The 16,051-nt window shown below is 63.6% G+C and carries 15 protein-coding genes; 7 read left to right on the forward strand and 8 right to left on the reverse strand.

Features of this window, described 5'->3' with window-relative positions; genetic code table 11:
• Positions 1 to 6 precede the first annotated feature (6 nt).
• Positions 7 to 744: a lysophospholipid acyltransferase family protein gene (locus tag GTP55_RS09465; RefSeq protein ID WP_161044689.1), complete on the forward strand. Its 738-nt coding sequence runs from the start codon at positions 7 to 9 to the stop codon at positions 742 to 744.
• Positions 745 to 819: 75 nt separating this feature from the next.
• On the opposite strand, the gene GTP55_RS09470 is transcribed toward GTP55_RS09465, so the two are convergent.
• Positions 820 to 1,674: a symmetrical bis(5'-nucleosyl)-tetraphosphatase gene (locus GTP55_RS09470; protein ID WP_161044690.1), complete on the reverse strand. Its 855-nt coding sequence runs from the start codon at positions 1,672 to 1,674 to the stop codon at positions 820 to 822.
• A gap of 94 nt (positions 1,675 to 1,768) precedes the next feature.
• On the opposite strand from GTP55_RS09470, the gene rfbB reads away from it, so the two are divergent.
• The 6 genes from rfbB to waaA all read left to right on the forward strand — a co-directional run bounded on the left by rfbB (position 1,769) and on the right by waaA (position 8,794).
• Positions 1,769 to 2,839, forward strand: coding sequence for a dTDP-glucose 4,6-dehydratase (gene rfbB, locus GTP55_RS09475; protein WP_161044691.1), 1,071 nt, complete (start codon positions 1,769 to 1,771; stop codon positions 2,837 to 2,839).
• The gene (gene rfbA / locus GTP55_RS09480; protein WP_161044692.1) at positions 2,836 to 3,732 is read left to right on the forward strand and encodes a glucose-1-phosphate thymidylyltransferase RfbA; all 897 of its coding nucleotides are present in this window, start codon (positions 2,836 to 2,838) and stop codon (positions 3,730 to 3,732) included. Before rfbB ends, rfbA begins: the two co-directional genes overlap by 4 nt.
• A gap of 148 nt (positions 3,733 to 3,880) precedes the next feature.
• Positions 3,881 to 4,975, forward strand: coding sequence for an MraY family glycosyltransferase (locus GTP55_RS09485; RefSeq protein ID WP_161044693.1), 1,095 nt, complete (start codon positions 3,881 to 3,883; stop codon positions 4,973 to 4,975).
• Between the two features lie 124 nt (positions 4,976 to 5,099).
• Entirely contained in the window at positions 5,100 to 6,482 is a 1,383-nt protein-coding gene (locus GTP55_RS09490) for a phosphomannomutase/phosphoglucomutase (RefSeq protein WP_161044694.1), read from the forward strand.
• A gap of 7 nt (positions 6,483 to 6,489) precedes the next feature.
• On the forward strand, positions 6,490 to 7,482 hold the full coding sequence (waaC, locus tag GTP55_RS09495; protein WP_161044695.1) for a lipopolysaccharide heptosyltransferase I: 993 nt from the start codon (positions 6,490 to 6,492) through the stop codon (positions 7,480 to 7,482).
• Between the two features lie 4 nt (positions 7,483 to 7,486).
• Positions 7,487 to 8,794, forward strand: coding sequence for a lipid IV(A) 3-deoxy-D-manno-octulosonic acid transferase (gene waaA / locus GTP55_RS09500; protein WP_161044696.1), 1,308 nt, complete (start codon positions 7,487 to 7,489; stop codon positions 8,792 to 8,794).
• Between the two features lie 11 nt (positions 8,795 to 8,805).
• Here the strand turns inward: waaA and GTP55_RS09505 are convergent, their stop codons facing one another.
• The 7 genes from GTP55_RS09505 to glyS all read right to left on the reverse strand — a co-directional run bounded on the left by GTP55_RS09505 (position 8,806) and on the right by glyS (position 16,041).
• On the reverse strand, positions 8,806 to 8,991 hold the full coding sequence (locus GTP55_RS09505; RefSeq protein ID WP_161044697.1) for a hypothetical protein: 186 nt from the start codon (positions 8,989 to 8,991) through the stop codon (positions 8,806 to 8,808).
• Positions 8,992 to 9,069: 78 nt separating this feature from the next.
• Entirely contained in the window at positions 9,070 to 10,122 is a 1,053-nt protein-coding gene (locus GTP55_RS09510) for a patatin-like phospholipase family protein (protein ID WP_161044698.1), read from the reverse strand.
• 113 nt (positions 10,123 to 10,235) lie between these two features.
• Positions 10,236 to 11,612, reverse strand: a complete 1,377-nt coding sequence (locus GTP55_RS09515) for a M28 family peptidase (RefSeq protein ID WP_161044699.1) — start codon at positions 11,610 to 11,612, stop codon at positions 10,236 to 10,238.
• A 17-nt stretch (positions 11,613 to 11,629) separates the two neighbouring features.
• Entirely contained in the window at positions 11,630 to 12,586 is a 957-nt protein-coding gene (locus tag GTP55_RS09520) for a M48 family metallopeptidase (RefSeq protein WP_371868319.1), read from the reverse strand.
• A 5-nt stretch (positions 12,587 to 12,591) separates the two neighbouring features.
• Positions 12,592 to 13,284, reverse strand: a complete 693-nt coding sequence (locus GTP55_RS09525) for a lysophospholipid acyltransferase family protein (protein ID WP_371868320.1) — start codon at positions 13,282 to 13,284, stop codon at positions 12,592 to 12,594.
• 66 nt (positions 13,285 to 13,350) lie between these two features.
• Entirely contained in the window at positions 13,351 to 13,917 is a 567-nt protein-coding gene (gmhB, locus tag GTP55_RS09530; protein ID WP_161044701.1) for a D-glycero-beta-D-manno-heptose 1,7-bisphosphate 7-phosphatase, read from the reverse strand.
• Between the two features lie 15 nt (positions 13,918 to 13,932).
• Positions 13,933 to 16,041, reverse strand: coding sequence for a glycine--tRNA ligase subunit beta (gene glyS, locus GTP55_RS09535; RefSeq protein ID WP_161044702.1), 2,109 nt, complete (start codon positions 16,039 to 16,041; stop codon positions 13,933 to 13,935).
• Between the last annotated feature and the right edge of the window lie 10 nt (positions 16,042 to 16,051).

The following is a 16,051-nucleotide window of genomic DNA, read 5'->3' on the forward strand; positions in this document are numbered from 1 at the left end:
CGCTGCATGAAACTGTCGACGATATTCCGCCTGGTGCGGGTGCTGCTGCACGTGTTCAAGGGTATGGCGATCTGTGCCACGGTGTTTCCGTGGATCGGCCAGGAGAAGCGCAATGCGCACATCCGGCGCTGGTCCACGCGCCTGCTGAAAATGTGCAATGTGACGGTGTCGCTGGCGCCGGGCAGCGTGCCGGTGCTGGAGCGCGCCATGGTGGTCGCCAATCACGTCTCGTGGCTGGATATTTTTGTGGTGCACAGCCTGTACCCCAGCCATTTCGTGGCCAAGGCCGAGATTAGGTCGTGGCCGCTGGCCGGGTGGCTGGCGGAGAAGGCCGGCACGGTGTTCATTTCGCGCGGCAACCGGCGCGATCTGCGGCATATCTTCAAAGGGCTGGTGACCAGTCTGCAGAACGGCGAGCGGGTGGCGTTTTTCCCGGAAGGGACCACCTCGGCGCAGGGCAGTCTGCTGCCGTTCCACGCCAATCTGTTTGAGGCGGCCATCGACGCGCAAGTGCCGGTGCAGCCGTTTGCGCTGACCTACCGGGAGGCGGGCGGCGGCCGGCATCCTTCGGTGGATTTCATCGGCGAGACCAGTTTTGCCGAGAGCATTGCGCTGATCCTCAACGGCCCGCCGGTGCAGGCGCAGCTGGCGATTTTGCCGGCGCTGGACACCGCCGGCGCGCACCGCCGCGACCTGGCGGAAGCCGCGCAGCAGGCGGTGGCGACGGCGCTGGGCGTCTGCTAAGCCGTCACTCCCGCGCAGGCGGGAGCCCATAGAACGCCAACTCAGCATGGATTCCCGCTTGCGCGGGAATGACGGCTATTTTTTGCCGGGTTCCTTGAACTGCGGGCACTGCACCTGCAACAGGCTGCGGTCCTCCAAACACACGGCGGACAGCTGGCCGCCCCACACGCAGCCGCTGTCGAGGCCGATTACATTGGCCTCGATCTTCAAGCCCAGCGCCGACCAGTGGCCGAACACCACGGTGTCGCGCTGGCTGCGGCGGCGGGGCACGTCGAACCACGGCATCAGTCCGGTCGACGGATCGACGGTGCCGCTTTCCTTCATCTTGAAATCCATCACGCCGTCGGCGCTGCAAAAGCGCAGCCGCGTCATGGCGTTGATGATGCAGCGCAGCCGGTCGGCGCCCTGCAAATCGTCCGACCACTGCGCCGGCTCGTTGCCGTACATCTCGGCCAGAAACTCCTCGATGCCATCGCCGCGCAGCATCTCCTGCACCTCGCCGGCCAGCGCCATCGCTTGCGCGCCGGTCCATTGCGGCAGCAGGCCGGCGTGCACCAGCACGTGATTGCCGGCGCGGATCGCCAGCGGCCGGCGCCGCAGCCAGTCGATCAGCTCGTTACGGTCGGGCGCGTGCAGGATGTCGGCCAGCGTGTCCGACTTGTGCTCGGGCCGGATGCCATAGGCCACCGCCAGCAAGTGCAGGTCATGATTGCCCAGCACGCTATCGACCAGGCCGCCGCTGGCGATGGCCAGCTGGCGCACCTGCCGCAGCGTGGCCAGCGAATCCGGTCCACGGTTGATCAGGTCGCCCGCAAACAGGATGGCCGGCTCGGTCACGCCGCTCTCGGCCGCGTGGGCGCGTATGCGCTCGAGGATGGCCAGCGCCTGCTCGTGGCAGCCTTGCAAATCCCCGATGACATAGGTTTTCATATTTTTGCTCGCTTGTTTTATTTTTGCCCGGACGCCGGGTACTTCACATAAAATCATAGGTACGACTAATTTAACGCTTGCTGCGGGATACTAAATGATTTTTGTTACGGGTGGTGCTGGGTTCATAGGCTCGAATTTCGTCCTCGATTGGCTGGCGCAGTCGGATGAGCCGGTTCTTAATTTTGACAAGCTGACGTATGCAGGCAATCTGAACAATCTGGCGTCGCTGAAACAGGACGCGCGCCACACCTTCGTGCGCGGCGACATTTGCGACCAGGCCCAGGTGCTGGCGCTGTTCCAGCAGCACAAGCCGCGCGCGGTGGTGCACTTTGCGGCCGAAAGCCATGTCGACCGCTCCATCGTCGGCCCCGGCGAATTCATCAACACCAACATCAACGGCACCTTCAGCCTGCTGGAAGCCGCGCGCGCCTACTGGTCGGCGCTGCCGGACGACGAAAAGGCGGCGTTCCGCTTCCTGCACGTGTCGACCGACGAGGTGTACGGCACGCTCGGTCCGGACGATGCGCCGTTCAGTGAAACCACCGCGTTTGCGCCGAACAGCCCGTACTCGGCGTCGAAAGCCGCGTCGGATCACCTGGTGCGTTCGTACTTCCATACCTATGGCCTGCCGGTGTTGACCACCAACTGCTCGAATAACTACGGTCCGTACCACTTCCCGGAAAAACTGATCCCGCTGATCATCGCCAACGCCCAAGCCGGCAAGCCGCTGCCGATCTATGGCGACGGCCAGCAAGTGCGCGACTGGCTGTACGTCACCGACCACGCCGCCGCCATCCGCCGTGTACTGGAAGCCGGCCGCCTGGGCGAGACCTACAACGTCGGCGGCTGGAACGAAATGGCCAATCTGGATGTCGTCCACACGCTGTGCGACATGCTGGACCAGCTGAAGCCGAAAGCCCAAGGCAGCTACCGCGACCAGATCACCTTCGTCAAAGACCGTCCCGGCCACGACCGCCGCTACGCGATTGACGCGCGCAAGCTGGAGCGCGAACTGGGCTGGAAACCAGCCGAGACCTTCCAGAGCGGCATCGCCAAGACAGTGCAGTGGTATCTGGATAACCAGGCGTGGGTGGCCGACGTGCAGTCGGGCAGCTACGCCAAGTGGGTGGAAACCAATTACTTTAACCGCGAGGGCCAGCAATGAGCACGCTCAAGCGCAAAGGCATTATTCTGGCCGGCGGTTCCGGCACCCGGTTGTATCCGGTGACGATGAGCGTCTCCAAGCAGCTGCTGCCGATCTACGACAAGCCGATGATCTACCACCCGCTGACGGTGCTGATGTTGGCCGGCATGACGGAAATCCTGCTGATCTCGACGCCGCAGGACACGCCGCGCTTCAAGGATTTGCTGGGCGATGGCAGCCAGTGGGGCATCAGCATCAGCTACGCGGTGCAGCCGTCGCCGGACGGCCTGGCACAGGCCTTCATCATCGGCAAGGAGTTTGTCGGCGACGCGCCGTCGGCGCTGATCCTCGGTGATAACATCTATTACGGCAACGACCTGGACGGGCTGCTGCGCCACGCCACCGAACAGACCGACGGCGCCACGGTGTTCGCCTACCACGTACAAGACCCGGAACGCTACGGCGTGGTCGAGTTCAACGAGCAGCGCACCGCCGTGTCGATCGAAGAGAAACCGGCGCAGCCGAAGTCCAACTACGCCGTCACCGGCCTGTACTTCTACGACAGCCAGGTGTGCGACATAGCGGCCAGCATCCAGCCATCGGCGCGCGGCGAGCTGGAAATCACCGACGTCAACAAGGTTTACCTCGACAAGGGCCAGTTGAATGTCGAAGTGATGGGCCGTGGCATGGCCTGGCTGGACACCGGCACCCACGACTCGCTGCTGGAAGCCGGCCAGTTCATCGCCACGATTGAAAAACGCCAGGGGCTAAAAGTGGCGTGCCCGGAAGAGATCGCCTACCGCAAGGGCTATATTGACGCCGACCAGCTGTGCAAGCTGGCCGAGCCGTTGAAGAAAAACAACTACGGCCAGTATCTGCTGCAAATCCTGGAAGACAAGGTCGTACCGCGATAATGCAATTTGCGGAGTTGTATCGATTGGTAAGCATGCTCGGTGGTGCGGGGCGGGGCTGGTATCATCCGGCCGCGTGAATCCTGTACAATCAGCTGTTAGCACGCTGATAATGCCTCGTGTTGCGATACAACGCAGAAATTAAAATAATATGTTTTCCTTCTTACTGAGCTTTATCGCTTCCGCGCTGCTGACATTGCTGGTCATTAAAGAGGCGAGATTGCACGGCCCGGCGCTGGACGCCAATTTCGACGGCGTGCAAAAAGTCCACGTGCATGATGTGGCCCGCATCGGCGGCCTGCCGATTTTTGTGGCCGTGGCGCTCAGTTCCGCCATTTCCATCTGGCGCGTGCCGGTGCTCAGCGACCTGTTGCTGGCGCTGCTGGCCTGCGCTGCCGTGGCCTTCGCCGGCGGCATCCTGGAAGACTATACCGGCCGCGTCAGCCCGACGCGCCGCCTGCTGCTGACCATGGCCGCCGCCACGCTCGGCTATTTCCTGCTGGACGCCCGCATCGACCGCCTGGACCTGCCGTTTGCGTCCTGGGCGCTGCCGTATATGTGGATCACGCTGCCGCTGACGGTGCTGGCGGTGGCCGGCATTGCCAACGCGGTCAATATCATCGACGGTTTTAACGGTTTGGCCAGCGTGGTGTGCATCTGCATGCTGCTGTCGCTCGGTTATGTGGCGTTGCAGGTCAACGATATGTTTGTGCTGATCGCCGCCCTGATGGTGGCCGGCGCCACCGCCGGTTTCCTGATCTGGAACTATCCGGTCGGCCTGATCTTCCTCGGCGACGGCGGCGCCTATTTTATCGGCTTCATGCTGGGTGAGCTGGCGCTGCTGCTGGTGATGCGCAATCCGCAGGTGTCGACCTGGTACGCTGCCTTGCTGCTGATTTATCCGACCTTTGAAACCCTGTTTTCCGTCTATCGCCGCATGTTCGTGCGCGGCAAGTCGCCGGCCATGCCGGACGGCATCCACCTGCACAGCCTGATTTTCCGCCGCATCGTCCAGTGGGCGGTGGGCCGCAAGGAGGCGCGCGCGCTGATCCGCCGTAATTCGCTGACTTCGCCGTATCTGTGGCTGTTTTCGCTGATGGCGGTGATTCCGGCCACGGTATTCTGGCGCCAGACCTGGGTCTTGATGATTTCCTGCCTGCTGTTCATCGGCAGCTACATCTGGATTTACGTGCGCATCGTGCGCTTCAAGGCGCCGCGCTGGATGATACGGCATAAGAAACACTGATTTTGGTGCTGCGCACAATTGCAAGGCTTGCGCGTCGCCATTATCACAATTACTATATGAAAGTTGTGTCTGCTGCAATGCAGGCAAGCTCCTTCCTACTAATCCCGCACGCACATTCCCTACTATGGTCACCTTATCCAAAACTATCTTCAAAGCTTACGATATCCGCGGCATCATCGATAAAACCCTGGACGCCGGCGTGGCGCACCAGATCGGCGCCGCCTTCGGCCGTGCCGCGCTGGCCAAGGGTGAGAAGAAAGTCGTGATCGGCCGTGACGGCCGCCTGTCCGGCCCATCGCTGGCCAAGGCGCTGGCCGAAGGCCTGCAATCGTCCGGCGTCGATGTGATCGACCTGGGCGTGGTGGCCACGCCGATGGTGTACTTCGGCACCAATGTGCTGGGTGCGGCGTCGGGCATCATGGTGACCGGCAGCCACAATCCGCCGGACTACAACGGTTTCAAGATGGTGCTGGCCGGCGAGGCCATCCACGGCGACTCGATCACCGGCCTGTTCGACAGTATCGAGGCGCATGATGGTTCGTCGGCGGCCACGCCGGGCGCCTACAGCACCCACGATATCCGCGCCGAGTACCTGCAGCGCATCATCGGCGACGTGAAGATTTCCCGTCCGATCAAGATTGCGGTGGACTGCGGCAACGGCGTGGCCGGCGCATTCGCCGGCGACCTGTATCGCGGCATGGGTTGCGAAGTGGTCGAGCTGTTCTGCGAAGTGGACGGCAATTTCCCGAACCACCACCCAGATCCGGCCCACCCGGAAAACCTGCAGGACCTGATCCGCGCGCTGCAGGAGACCGACGCTGAAATCGGCCTGGCCTTCGACGGCGACGGCGACCGCCTGGGCCTGGTGACCAAGGATGGCCAGATCATTTATCCGGACCGCCAGATGATGCTGTTCGCCGCCGATGTGCTGTCGCGCAATCCTGGCGCCGAGATCCTGTATGACGTGAAGTGCACCCGCCACCTGGCGCCGTACATCGAGAAAGCGGGCGGCAAGCCGCTGATGTACAAGACCGGCCACTCGCTGGTCAAGGCCAAGCTGAAGGAAACCGGTTCGCCGCTGGGCGGCGAGATGAGCGGCCACATCTTCTTCAAGGACCGCTGGTATGGTTTCGACGACGGCCTGTACGCCGGCGCCCGCATGCTGGAAATCCTGACCAAGGAACAAGACCCGTCGGCGCTGCTGAACGCGCTGCCGCAGTCGGACAGCACGCCTGAGCTGCACCTGCACCTGAAGGAAGGCGAGAACTTCATCGTCATGGACAAGCTGCGCGCCGACGCCAAGTTCCCGGGCAATGAGCGCATCATCACCATCGACGGCCTGCGCGTGGAATATCCGGACGGCTTCGGCCTGGCGCGTTCCTCCAACACCACGCCGGTGATCGTGATGCGCTTCGAGGCGGAAACGCCGGCCGCGCTGGAACGCATCCAGGGCCAGTTCAAGAGCGTGATCCTGGCTGCCAAGCCGGACGCGGAGCTGCCTTTCTAAGCTTGTGATGTCGACGTCAAAGCCGCTGAATATCCTGTTGGTGCGGGTGTCGTCGTTGGGCGACGTGCTGCATAACATGCCGATGGTGGCCGACATTGCCCGCCACTACCCGGACGCGAATATCGACTGGGTGGTGGAGGAGGGCTTTGTCAGCCTGGTGCGGTTGAACGCCCGCGTGCGCAACGTGATTCCGTTCGCGCTGCGGCGCTGGCGCAAGAGCCTCGGCAAGCCGGAAACGCGCGCCGAGATCAAGCAGTTCTTCCGCACGCTGCGCCAGCAGGAATACGATTTCGTGTTCGATACCCAGGGCTTGCTGAAGACCGGCATCATCATGGGCGCTGCGCGCGTGGTGAAAGGCGGCCGCAAGGTCGGCCTGGCCAATGGCAGCGAGGGTTCGGGCTACGAGGGCATCTCGCGCATCTTCCATCATCTGAGCATTCCGACCGATCCGCGTACCCATGCAGTGGCGCGCGGGCGCATCGTCGCCGGCGCGGCGCTCGGCTATCCGGTCGATACGCCGGCCGACTTCGGTCTGCCGTCGGTGCCGGACGATACGCCGCGTCCCGAGTGGATGCCGGAGTCGTATGCGGTGTTCTTCCACGGCACGGCGCGCGACGCCAAGAAGTGGTCGACCGAAAACTGGATTGCACTGGGACGGGAACTATCGCCGTTGCCGGTGCTGCTGCCATGGGGCTCGCCGAAAGAGCTGGCCGAGGCCGAGCGCATCGCCGCCGGCCTGCCGAATGCGCGCGTGCTGCCCAAGCTGTCGATGGCCGATGCGATCATGGTGGCGCGCCGCGCGTCGCTGGTGATCGGCGTCGATACGGGGCTGGTGCACATCGCGGCGGCCTTTGTGCGGCCGACGGTGGAGATTTATGCGGATTCGCCGCGCTGGAAGACTGAGGGTAACTGGTCGCCGCGCATTATTAATTTGGGCGATCAGGGTACGCCGCCAGCGGTGGCGGACGTGCTGGCTGCGGCCCGGAGTTTGCTGGGCTGATTGTATGCGTTTGTTTTATTCCCTGATGTGGTGGCTGGCCTTGCCGCTGGTGCTCACGCGCCTGTGGCTGCGCGGACGCAAGGAGCCGGGCTATCGCCAGCACTGGGGCGAGCGGCTGGGCTTTTACGGCCGCGCCGCCAAGTCTTCGGCCGCGCCTGCTGTCGCTGGCCCTGTGCTGTGGGTCCACGCCGTCTCCGTCGGCGAAACGCGCGCCGCCGAACCGCTGGTGGACGCCTTGCTGGCCGAGTATCCGTCGAGCCGAATCATCCTCACCCATATGACGCCTACCGGCCGGGCTACCGGCAAAGCGTTGTTCGCCAGGCATGGAGAGCGGCTGGCGCAATCCTATCTGCCGTACGACACCGGCAGCATGGTGTCGCGCTTCATCCGCCACTTCAAGCCCAGCGTTTGCATCCTGATGGAGACCGAAGTCTGGCCCAACCTGATCGCCGTCTGCGGCGCCAAGGGCGTGCCGGTGGTGCTGGCCAACGCCCGGCTGTCGGAACGCTCGCTGCGCAAGGCCACGCGCCTCGGCTCCCTGCTGACCAACGCCGCGCGCGGCATCACGCTGGTCGCCGCGCAAACCGAAGCCGACGCGCAGCGCGTGCGCTCGCTCGGCGTGCAGAAGGTCGAAGTCACCGGCAGCATCAAGTTCGACGTGGTGGTGCCGGATGCAGCGCTGGCCACCGGCGTGGCGCTGCGTGCCGCCATCGGCGAACGTCCGGTGCTGCTGTGCGCCTCCACGCGCGAAGGCGAAGAAGAACTGATCCTGCAAGCGTATGTAAGCGCCCGCTCCGCCTTGCCGGCAGACGTGCTGCTGCTGATCGTGCCGCGCCACCCGCAGCGCTTCGACGAAGTGCAGCAGCTGATCGCCGCGCGCGGCCTAGTGGTGGAGCGCCGCAGCAAGCTGGCACTGGACGGCGGCGCCATGCCGCACAGCGTCGAGGTACTGCTGGGCGATTCGATGGGTGAAATGTTCGCCTACTACGCGGCGTGCGACGTCGCGTTTGTCGGCGGCAGCCTGTTGCCGCTGGGTGGCCAGAACCTGATCGAACCGGCGGCCCTGGGCAAGCCGGTGCTGATCGGCCAGCACACCTTCAACTTCGAACTGGTGACCGAAGACGCGCTGGCCGCCGGCGGCGCCCAGCGCGTCACCGACGCCCGCGACATGATCGTCACTGCCGGCCGTCTGCTCGGCGACACGGCTGCCCGCAAAACCATGGGCGACAACGCCCAGTCCTTCGCCAACCAGCACCGCGGCGCCACCCGCCGCACGCTGGCCCTGTTGCCGGCGCTGATACGCCGAGATTAATCGCTAGCCCCTCAACCGCCGCCGATGCCTTCCACGATCACGCCGGTGCCGCCGCAATTGGCGCAGGTTTGCGGGGCGCCTTCGGCTTCCACCTTGCCGCTGCCGTGACAGACGGGACACACATCCTCACCGGTGCCCGGCGTACCTGCTGGGGCGTCGTCGCCGGGATTCATTTCTGGATCGGATTCGTTGTTCATGGCGGCCTCACAAAAAGATCAGGCGCCCATTCTGGCACGCCTGCCTGCGGACCGCTCATTCGTTACGGCGCGACATCTTTATGCCGCGACCGAGCCTTCTTCGGCGTAGCGCAGTAGCGCGCTGTGCTGGCGGCAAAAGCGGGTGGCGGCCTTGTAGCCGACGTCGAACAGCAGCTGCATGTTGGAGGTGGACCAGTCCATGGTGTAGGGCAGGTGCTGGTCCGGCACCGCCGCCATCAATTCCAGCTTCAGCAGGCTGCGCTTGGGAGAGGTGTGCTCCAGTTCGAACAGCCGCAACTGATTCTGCGACACCCGCACCAGCGGCGTGATCATCGAGCCGACCCAGGCGTCGTACAGGTTGCGCGGCTTGCGCAGCAGCCGCTCGTCGCCGAGGATGTCGAGCACCACTAGCGTGTCGACGTCGTGATGCTCGCCGCAGCCTTCGATGAAGGGATCGAAGTTCAGGGTTTCCAGCGCCGCGCCCTCGATGTAATCCTCGCCGTCGATCTCGGTCGGCGCGTACAGGAAGGGGAAGGACAGGGCGGCGCGCACGTGCTGCGCCTGGATCTCGTGCTTGCCCCAGATCCGCATGGTCTGCTGGTTGAGGTTGTAGGCGTTGATGTAGAACGCCGGCTTCATGCCGGCGATGGCGGAGAAGTCCACCGCGCCTTCCAGGAACGGCGCATGCGCACACAGCCCCAGGCTCTTGGCCGACAGATTCGATGGCGACATGGTCGACATCAGCAACTGGGTCCAGTCCGCCCACGGCGCCTGACTGCCGCCCATCATGCCGGCGAACAGCGGATTGCCGGCCGGCGGCGCGAACACGTTGCGGTAGGCATCGGCCTGGTTGCCCGGTTTGTGGAAGATTTTGTAATTGACCGGCATCATCTTGTAGATGCTGTCGGCGACGCCGGCGTCGGCCCAGCGTTTCAGCGCTTCACGCGGCGTGCCTTCCAGCGGCGCCGTGTAAAGCAAACCCATTAGCACACCCGCGCCCGAGGCCGAGATCACATCGAACTCGACCTCCTGGTCGAGGAATGCCGCCAGCGCGCCGGCGATCAGCGGCGAGTTCGGTGCGCCACCGCCCAGCACCAAGCCCGTTTTCTTCGTTGCAGCTGCCTGAGTCATCTACGCCCCCCTTGAGTGGAATGGAACAAAATGCTGTGACAGAAGCTACCACAATAAAATTCCCTAGGGCAATTTTATTAAAAGATAACGGTTATTCAGGCGATGCATAGATGTCAGCGCTGCGGCAGCGGATAGGTGGCGACGCTGACGTTGCCGTCCTTGTCGACCGCCTGTACGCCGAACAGGAAGTTGTCCTTGGAGCGCGGGATCACATACTGCGTGGTATTGCCGACGTAGAGCGCGCCTTGCCACTGCGGCGCGGTGGTCTCGCGCCAGACGATGCGGTAGCCGGCCAGGTCCGGTTCCTTGTTGGCTTGCCATACCAGCTCCGTGTTGTTGTCCAGCTTGGCGGTGCGCACCTTGACTTGCTGCGGCGCGGCCGGCGCCAGCGCCAGCGACGACAGCGCGGCGGCGTTCACGCGCGCCACCTGGGCGATGTAGTTGAAGTCGTCATATTCCGGCAGGTCGCCGATTTTCTTGCCACCTTCTTCGCGCAGATCCTGGTGCTGGTGGTTGAAGTCCTCGTTCGGCTCGGTGAAGCGCACCGCTGCGTAGCCGCGATCAAGGAACGGGCTGTGGTCGCCGCCGCGCAGGTAGCGGTCGCGCCGGTAAATCACGTTGACGCTGAACTTGTCGACATAGCGCTCGCCGGTTTCCTTGATGTGGCGCGCCAGCTGGCGGGTGATGGAGTCGTTCTCGCCGCCGGTGGCCACCAGCGCGCGGTTGGCGTCCGACATCTCCTTGACGGCCGGGATGCCTTCGGCGAACAGGCGCACCTGCGTGTTGTCGACATGGCCGTCGTCGGCGCGCGAGCTGCCGATGATGTCGTTGTTCAGCATGCCGGCGATGTTCCAGTTCTTCTGCCTGGCCAGCTCGGCCCAGTTGGCGGCGCCCAGCAGGCCTTGCTCTTCGGCTGCCACGGTCATGAACACCAGCGTGGCGTCGAACTTGTGGCGCGCCATCACACACGCCATTTCAATCACGGCGGCGGTGCCGGAGGCGTCGTCGTTGGCGCCCGGCGCATCGCTGGTGGCGTTCATGACGTCGGTCACACGCGAATCGTAGTGGCCGCTGACCACGTACATACGGTCCACCGACTCTGCCTGCGTGCCCGGCAGCGTGGCGACCACGTTGACGATCTCGGTCGGCTGGCTCAGGCGCGCCATCACCGGATGGACGTGGCTGTCGTAGCTGACCTGCAGACGGCCGCCGGCCGCCGCGCCGCAACGTTCCAGCTCGCTCTTGATCCAGCGCCGCGCCGCGCCGATGCCGCGCGTGTCGGAGACGGTGTCGGACATGGTGTGGCGGGTGCCGAAGCTGACCAGCTTGCGCACATAACCCTCAATGCGCTGCGGTGAAATCTCTTTGACGATCTGGTCGATCTCGGCCTGATGGGCGGTGACGTTGGGACCGTTATCGGCGGCGATGGCGCTGGTGGCAAAGCACAGCAGCAGCGCCGTCGGCAGGGTGTTGCGGGGAATGAATGGCATGAACTTCTTTCTGGATTTCAGGGGAACAGCACCGGCAGCTCTTGCGAGCGTTTGCGCAGCAGGTTTTTGGCGTCTTCGTATTCGGGATAAATCAGGCCGACGGTGTCCCAGAACTGCTGGCTGTGATTCATTTCCAGGATGTGCGACAGTTCGTGCGCCACCACGTAGTCGATCAGCGGCAGCGAGAAGTGGATCAGTTTCCAGTTCAGGCGGATCTTGCGGTCGGCGGTGCATGAGCCCCAGCGGGTGCCGGCCGATGTCAGGCCGAACGAGTGGTACTGCACGCCCAGCCGGGCGGCATACAGATCCAGGCGCTCTTCAAACAGCGCTTTGGCCTGTTGCTGGTACCAGGCCTTGACGCGTTCCTTCAGCTGGTTCTCGCTGGCGCCCGGCATCATGGTCATCCACAGCTCGCGGGTGCTGGGATTGTAGATGCTGCGATTGCGGCCGCCCACCAGCAGCCGCAGCGTGATGTCCTGACCCAGATACGGAATCTGCGTGCCGTCGATCCATTCCACCGGCGGCTTTTGCAGCCGCGCCGCGCGGCGTTCGCGCCGCTCTTTCAGTTTGCTGAGGATCCAGTGCTGCTTGGTGCGGATCGCTTCGTCGATTTCGGCGATGGTGATGCGTTTGGGCGCGGTCACGCGCAGGCCGTCGTCGTCGATCATGAAGCCGATCGAGCGCCGCGTCGAGCGACGCAGCTCGTATTCGAGGATGAAATCGCCCACCATCAGCTGCCGGCGCGGCGGCAGGTCGGGCGGCGGCGCCACCAGCGGCCGGGTCTTGACCGGCACCGCGGTTTCCGGCGGGGCGACGTAAGGCGATACGGGAGGTGGCTTGGTCGAGGTGGCGGGCGTCGGCGGAACCGACCATACCGGCGTGGTGTACACCGGCTTGGGAGGCGCGGAGGCCTCCCGTCCAAACAGGTCCGGCTGATTCGGATCGGGGGACGCCGGTTTGACCAGCGTCGCCAGATCGTCTAACCAGCGTTGTAGGCGTGGGGCGAAATGACGCGCATTTCTGATTCTATCCAAGTTTCCACCTGTTGCATCATGCTGTCCGGGGTTTGACCCTCCGGCGAGATTGGTTTGCCTATCGATACTGTAACAAGGCCGGGCCGTTTGATGAAAGAGTTTTTTGGCCAGCACTCGCCCGAATTGTGGGCAATCGGCACAACCACCGCGTTGGTCTCGATCGCCAGCCGGGTGCCGCCGCTCTTGTACTTGCCGGTCTGGCCGACCGGAATCCGCGTCCCTTCCGGGAACATGATAATCCACAGGCCCTGTTCCAGCCGGCGCTTGCCGTGACGGACCACGTGCTTGAAGGCGTGCTTGCCCTGTTTGCGGTCGATCGGGATCATGCGCAGCAGCGCCATGGCCCAGCCGAAGAACGGAATGTACAGGATCTCTTTTTTAAACACGAACACCAGTGGACGCGGCATGTTCGGCAGCAGGAAAATGGTTTCCCACGCCGACTGGTGCTTGGACAGCACGATGGCCGGCGCATCCGGGAAGTTCTCCTGGCCGCGGATTTCGTAGCGGATGCCGCAGATGACCTTGAGGCACCAGATCATGAACACGTTCCAGCGCGAGGTGATGAAGAAGCGCTGGCGATACGGCAGCGGCGCCGCCAGGAAGCAGACGCAGGACCAGATAATGGTCGATACCACCATGACGATGGTGAAGATCAGGGAACGCAGAAATAAAACGGGATGACCCAATGCAGACTCCAAAAACAATTAACTGACAACGTGCAGCGCTGGCGGCACGCTGGTTTTCAGCAGGTGCGTGACCATCGCGGCCAGATCCGGGAACACCATGGTGCCGGGCGGCAGGCCGCCGGTGGACTGGGTCTTTTCGCCTTTGCCGGTGAGGACCAGATACGGCACGCAGCCGCTGACGTAACCAGCCTGCAGGTCGCGCAGCGAGTCGCCGACCACCGGCACGCCTTTCAGGCTGATTTTATAGCGCTGCGAGATTTCTGTGAACATGCCCGGCTTGGGCTTGCGGCAGTCGCAGTTGTCGGCCGCCGCGTGCGGGCAGAAGAACACCGCGTCGATGTCCGCGCCGACTTGCTGCGCCAGGTTATGCATCTTCTGGTGGATGGCGTTGAGGATGGTCATGTCGAAGAACTCGCGGGCGATGCCCGACTGGTTCGACGCCACCACCACCCGGTAGCCGGCCTGGTTCAACCTGGCGATCGCCTCCATCGAGCCGGGAATGGGAATCCACTCCGCCGGCGATTTGATGAAGTCCGGCGAATCGTGGTTGATAACGCCGTCGCGATCGAGAATGATCAGTTTCATGGACGGCGTACCCATTTACGCCGCCAGTTTCGAGATGTCGGCCACGCGGTTCATCATCCCGTGCAGGGACGACAGCAGCGCCAGACGGTTGTTGCGCAGAGCGACATCTTCCGCCATCACCATCACGTCGTTGAAGAAGGCGTCGACTTCTTCCTTCAGCTGCGCCAGTGTTTTCAGCGTGCCGGCAAAGTCGCCGCTGTTGAAGGCCGCATCGATTTCCGGCAGCACGCGCACCACGGCGGTGTTGAGGTTTTTCTCGGCGGTGTCCTGCAGCAGCGAGACGTTGACGCCCTGTTCGCCGACGGCGGCCAGCGCGTCCTCGTTCTTCTTCAGGATATTGGTGATACGCTTGTTGGCGGCGGCCAGCGAAGCCGATTCCGGCAGCGCGGCGAAGGCTTGCACGGCTTCCAGACGCTGCACGATGTCGTCCAGGCGGTCCGGGTTCTGGGCCACGACAGCTTCGATCTCGTTGACCGAGAAGCCGCGTTCGCGCAGGATGCCGCGCAGGCGGTCATACATGAAGGTGGCCACATCGGCCGACGGATCTTTGAAGCCTGGCACCGACTGGAACAGCTGAGCGGCTTGCGACAGCAGGCTGCTGATCGACAGGGACAGACGCTTTTCAATCAGCATACGCAGCACGCCCAGCGCGTGGCGGCGCAGCGCGAATGGGTCCTTGTCGCCGGTTGGCGCCAGGCCGATGGCCCAGATGCCGACCAGGGTTTCCAGCTTGTCGGCCAAGGCTACGGCGGTGCCGGTGACGGTGGTCGGCAGGGCGTCGCCGGCAAAGCGCGGCTGATAGTGTTCCGATGCGGCCAGCGCCACGTCTTCAGGTTCGCCGTCGTTGCGGGCGTAGTAGGTGCCCATGATGCCTTGCAGCTCAGGGAATTCGCCCACCATTTCGGTGACCAGATCGGCCTTCGACAGTTTGGCGGCGCGTTGCGCCAGCGTGGCGTCGCCGCCGATGGCGGTGGCGATGAAGCCGGCCAGCGCTGCGACGCGTTCACCGCGCGCGCCTTGTGTGCCAAGTTTGTTGTGGTAGACGATTTTGTCCAGCAGCGGCAGGCGCGATTCCAGGGTTTTCTTCTTGTCTTGCTCGAAGAAGAACTTGGCGTCGGACAGGCGCGGACGCACCACGCGCTCGTTGCCGTCGATGATGGCGTTCGGCGTGTCGGTGGCGATGTTGGAGACGATCAGGAAGCGCGAACGCAGCTTGCCGTTGGTGTCGGTCAGTGCGAAGTATTTCTGGTTGGTCTGCATGGTGAGGATCAGGCATTCCTGCGGCACGGCCAGGAATTCTTCCTCGAAGTTGCACTCGTAGACCACCGGCCATTCGACCAGCGCGGATACTTCGTCCAGCAGCGCTTCCGGCATCAGCACTTTATCGGCGCCGGCCTTGGCCAGCAGTTCGGTGCGGATCTGTTCCTTGCGCTCTTCGACGGAGGCCAGTACTTTGCCGTCGGCTTTCAGCGTGGCGGCGTAGACATCTGCACTGGCGATGGTGACGGCGCGTTTGCCAGGCGCGGTCAGGAAGCGATGGCCCTCGGTGACGTTGGCGGCGGTCAGGCCGAGCAAGGTCAGTGGCAGCACGGTCGCACCATGCAGCGCGACCAGCGCGTGCGCAGGACGCACGAACTGCACGGTGGCGCCGTCCGGACGCTGATAGCTCATCACCTTCGGAATCGGCAGCTTGGAGACCGAGTCTTCCAGTGCGGCTTGCAGGCCGCCTTGCAGCGCGCTACCGGCGGCGGTGTAGGTGTAGAAGAAGCTTTCGGCCTTGCCGTCCTGCGCGCGTTCCAGATCGGCCACGGTCAGGTCAGGAAAGCCCAGGGCGGCCAGTTTCTTGGCCAGCGGCGGTGTGCCGTTGCCGTTGGCGTCCAGCGCGACCGACACCGGCAGCACTTTTTCGCGGATCGATTTATCCGGCGACACGGCGCGCACTTTGGTGATGGACACGGCCAGGCGGCGCGGCGTGGCGTAGGCGGTGGCGACGCTGTCGGCTTCCAGGAAGTCGCGCGATTTCAGGCCGTTGACGATGCCGTCCGCGAAAGCCTTGCCCAGTTTGGCGAGCGCCTTCGGCGGCAGTTCTTCGGTCAGCAGTTCGATGAGCAGAGTTTGAGTCATATCGTTTATA

The sequence above is a fragment of the Duganella margarita genome (genome assembly GCF_009857535.1).
GTDB classification, from domain to species: domain Bacteria; phylum Pseudomonadota; class Gammaproteobacteria; order Burkholderiales; family Burkholderiaceae_D; genus Rugamonas; species Rugamonas margarita.